At 58.6% G+C, this 3,263-nt stretch carries 5 protein-coding genes and 1 pseudogene; 3 read left to right on the top strand and 3 right to left on the bottom strand.

All coding sequences use genetic code 11. The features are described 5' to 3' along the window. The 3 genes from ACE04I_RS12125 to groES all read right to left on the bottom strand — a co-directional run. Positions 1-233: hypothetical protein (locus ACE04I_RS12125; RefSeq protein ID WP_082118507.1), on the bottom strand; the 233-nt coding region annotated here is incomplete at its 3' end. Between the two features lie 57 nt (positions 234-290). Further along, positions 291-1,919, bottom strand: a complete 1,629-nt coding sequence (gene groL, locus ACE04I_RS12120) for a chaperonin GroEL (RefSeq protein ID WP_487207085.1) — start codon at positions 1,917-1,919, stop codon at positions 291-293. Between the two features lie 48 nt (positions 1,920-1,967). After that, a complete protein-coding gene (gene groES / locus ACE04I_RS12115) occupies positions 1,968-2,282 on the bottom strand; it encodes a co-chaperone GroES (RefSeq protein WP_046797108.1) in 315 nt (104 codons plus the stop codon). Between the two features lie 23 nt (positions 2,283-2,305). Between groES and ACE04I_RS12110 the strand changes: the two genes are divergently transcribed. The 3 genes and pseudogenes from ACE04I_RS12110 to ACE04I_RS12100 form a co-directional block, all read left to right on the top strand. Continuing rightward, positions 2,306-2,434 (top strand): hypothetical protein, encoded by a 129-nt coding sequence (locus ACE04I_RS12110; protein ID WP_280950081.1) that lies wholly within the window; start codon positions 2,306-2,308, stop codon positions 2,432-2,434. Positions 2,435-2,561: 127 nt separating this feature from the next. Continuing rightward, a complete protein-coding gene (locus ACE04I_RS12105; protein ID WP_046797042.1) occupies positions 2,562-2,834 on the top strand; it encodes an usg protein in 273 nt (90 codons plus the stop codon). A 228-nt stretch (positions 2,835-3,062) separates the two neighbouring features. Then, positions 3,063-3,263: pseudogene (locus tag ACE04I_RS12100) on the top strand (IS21 family transposase); the annotation flags it as partial.

Below are 3,263 nucleotides of genomic sequence, written 5' to 3'. Positions count from 1 at the left end.
CAATGCGATTTTTCGAACAGGCCGCGCGCGGCCGCCACCAACGTCTCGAGATGATCGGGATCGCGAACACCCTGTCGGTAGAGTTCGACTGTAATTGCTGCGATGCGTTCGGCCTCTTCGCAGTCTTTGGCGATATTGATTTTCGTTCTGATACTGTCGAATACGCGCTGACAAATCTGCAGATCGCGGCTCTCGAAGGGAGCTGACGATCTTTCCGCTACCGTCTGTCTCACGTCGACCTCCTTGGAGAAGGGGCCCGTCTTTTAAAAGAGACGGGCCGGATCGGTCACTTAGAAGTCCATTCCGCCGGTCGGAGGAAGCGCCTGTGCGGCGTCCTTCTTCGGCTTTTCGGCGATCATGGCTTCTGTGGTCACCAGAAGGCCGGCAACCGAAGCGGCGTCCTGAAGGGCGGCGCGGACGACCTTGACGGGGTCGATGACCCCCATCGCGTATAGGTCGCCATATTCGCTCGTCTGGGCGTTCCAGCCATAGGAGAAATCGGCTTTCTCACGAAGCTTGCCAACGATGATCGAACCTTCCGCGCCGGCATTTTCGGCAATCTGGCGGACTGGAGCCTCGATTGCGCGGCGGACGATGTCGATGCCGACACGCTGGTCTTCGTTCGGCGCCTGAAGATTTTCGAGGGCTTTGATCGCCCGAAGCAGGGCGACGCCACCGCCAGGCAGAATACCTTCTTCGACGGCAGCACGCGTGGCATGCAGCGCATCGTCGACACGGTCCTTGCGCTCCTTCACCTCGACTTCCGTTGAACCACCGACGCGGATCACGGCAACGCCACCAGCGAGCTTGGCAAGACGCTCCTGCAGCTTTTCGCGGTCGTAGTCGGAGGTGGTCTCCTCGATCTGGGCACGGATCTGGGCCGTGCGGCCGTCGATCTCGGCTTTCGAACCGGCACCATCGATGATCGTGGTGTTCTCCTTCTCGATCGTGACCTTCTTGGAACGGCCAAGCATGTTGAGGGTGACGTTTTCGAGCTTGATGCCGAGGTCCTCGGAGATGACCGTGCCGCCCGTCAGGATGGCGATGTCTTCGAGCATGGCCTTGCGGCGGTCGCCGAAGCCGGGAGCCTTGACGGCGGCAACCTTGAGGCCGCCGCGCAGCTTGTTGACGACCAGGGTGGCGAGAGCCTCGCCTTCGACGTCTTCAGCGATGATGAGGAGCGGCTTGCCCGATTGCACGACAGCTTCCAGAACCGGCAGCATGGACTGGAGGTTGGAGAGCTTCTTCTCGTGAATCAGGATGTAGGGATCTTCGAGTTCGACCCGCATCTTGTCCTGGTTGGTGACGAAATACGGGCTGAGATAGCCGCGGTCGAACTGCATGCCTTCGACGACTTCGAGTTCGGTCTCGGCGGTCTTGGCTTCTTCGACGGTGATGACGCCTTCGTTGCCGACCTTCTGCATGGCTTCGGCGAGATAGCGCCCGATCTCAGTGTCGCCGTTGGCGGAAATGGTGCCGACCTGGGCGATTTCGGAATTGTTGGAGATCTTGCGGGCGTTGGCCTTCAGTTCCTTGACGACGGCGTCGACGGCAAGATCTATGCCGCGCTTCAGGTCCATCGGGTTCATGCCGGAGGCAATGGCCTTGGCGCCTTCCTTGACGATGGCCTGGGCGAGAACCGTCGCAGTCGTGGTGCCGTCACCGGCGACGTCGCTGGTCTTCGAAGCGACTTCGCGGACCATCTGGGCGCCCATGTTCTCGAACTTGTCTTCCAGTTCGATTTCCTTGGCGACCGATACGCCGTCCTTGGTGATGCGCGGAGCGCCGAAGGACTTGTCGATCACGACGTTGCGACCCTTAGGGCCAAGCGTGACCTTCACCGCATTGGCCAGTACATCGACCCCACGCAGCATACGTTCACGGGCATCGGTGTGGAATTTGACTTCTTTCGCAGCCATTTTTTCACTCCTTCAATAGGCAGCTTACTTTGACTGGTGGACGGAGCCTCAGGCGGCTTGTTTCTGCTCAGTCTGGGCTTCGATGACACCCATGACATCGCTTTCCTTCATGATCAGCATGTCCTCACCATCGATCTTGATCTCGGTGCCGGACCATTTGCCGAACAGAATTCGATCGCCGACCTTCACATCCAGCGCGACGACCTGGCCCTGGTCGTTGCGCGCGCCCGGGCCGATGGCAATCACCTCGCCTTGATGCGGCTTCTCTTTTGCGGTGTCGGGAATGATGATGCCGCCTTTGGTCTTCTCCTCAGATTCGAGGCGGCGGACGAGAATACGGTCATGAAGCGGTCGGAACGCCATGTCTTCCTCCTGGACAAACATTGATGATCACGCTCCCTGCCGGACCGGATGACCAGTCCGGGCGGGCGCCGATCCTCTTCTTCAAAGCAATCGGCGCGATCGATTTGGTTTTGCTGAATTTCGGTTTCAAGAGGTTGGATAAGAAAAATTAGCACTCGCCTGGCGCGGCTGCTAATGCTCTGGAAAGGAACAAGAAACTTGTTTCATGCGTTCCGTACCCGTTAGTTGCTGTGAAGTTTTGAGCAGCAATTTCCAACTGTCACGAAGCGGAGATGAAGCATGCGTTTTTCATCTGACCTGGGTCGTCAGCTCGACGGATATGGGCTGACCACCGCACATATCCTCTATCGCATTCCAGATTTCGAATCCGTCCTGCAGACCTATGTCTGGCAGGATTACGATCTCGCGCCCGACTTTCCCGAGATGCGGAGGTTTCTTGACTTTTGGCAGGAGAACCTCGACGGACCGCTACATTCCGTCCGCTATACCCACCAGCGTCTCATTGGCCCCAGCGAATGGCGCCGCGTCGATGGCGAGTTCAAGCTGCAATGAGACCTGAAGCGGGTTCTAAGCGAGCCACTGGAGGGGAGAGGCAGGCCAGCACCATGCCGCTGCCTCGGACGCGACTGTCTGCGCTGATGTCTAGCCTCTTTCCGAGACTTAGTGGCTGTTGATTTGCACTGAGAGCTGACCCGGGATTGCGGGAAATTATCACTGAGATTTGACCCATGTTTCAATCATCCTTCGCGAGGTTTCAGCGGGGGCTCTGGAGTGATCGACATGGCGTTACTGAGCGTAATCCGACGCTGGCATTTTCGAGAGCATCTATCGATCCGGGAGGTTTGCCGCAGGACCGGCCTGTCCCGGAACACTGTCCGCAAATACCTGCGCCTGGACGGCGTGGAGCCGAAGTTCAAGGTCCCAGAGCGACCGAGCAAGCTTGATCCGTTCGCGGATCGGCTGTCGGCCTGGCTGAAGACG

Source organism: Rhizobium moroccans (genome assembly GCF_057559155.1).
The sequence above is the reverse complement of the archived record's forward strand: the minus strand, read 5'-3'. Positions and strand labels throughout refer to the sequence as shown.

What these genes read in the sequence shown, in the direction of transcription:
- groES (WP_046797108.1), bottom strand. Translation starts at nt 2,282, where the DNA reads ATGGCGTTCCGACCGCTTCATGACCGTATTCTCGTCCGCCGCCTCGAA.
- groL (WP_487207085.1), bottom strand. Translation starts at nt 1,919, where the DNA reads ATGGCTGCGAAAGAAGTCAAATTCCACACCGATGCCCGTGAACGTATG.
- ACE04I_RS12110 (WP_280950081.1), top strand. Translation starts at nt 2,306, where the DNA reads ATGATCACGCTCCCTGCCGGACCGGATGACCAGTCCGGGCGGGCGCCG.
- ACE04I_RS12105 (WP_046797042.1), top strand. Translation starts at nt 2,562, where the DNA reads ATGCGTTTTTCATCTGACCTGGGTCGTCAGCTCGACGGATATGGGCTG.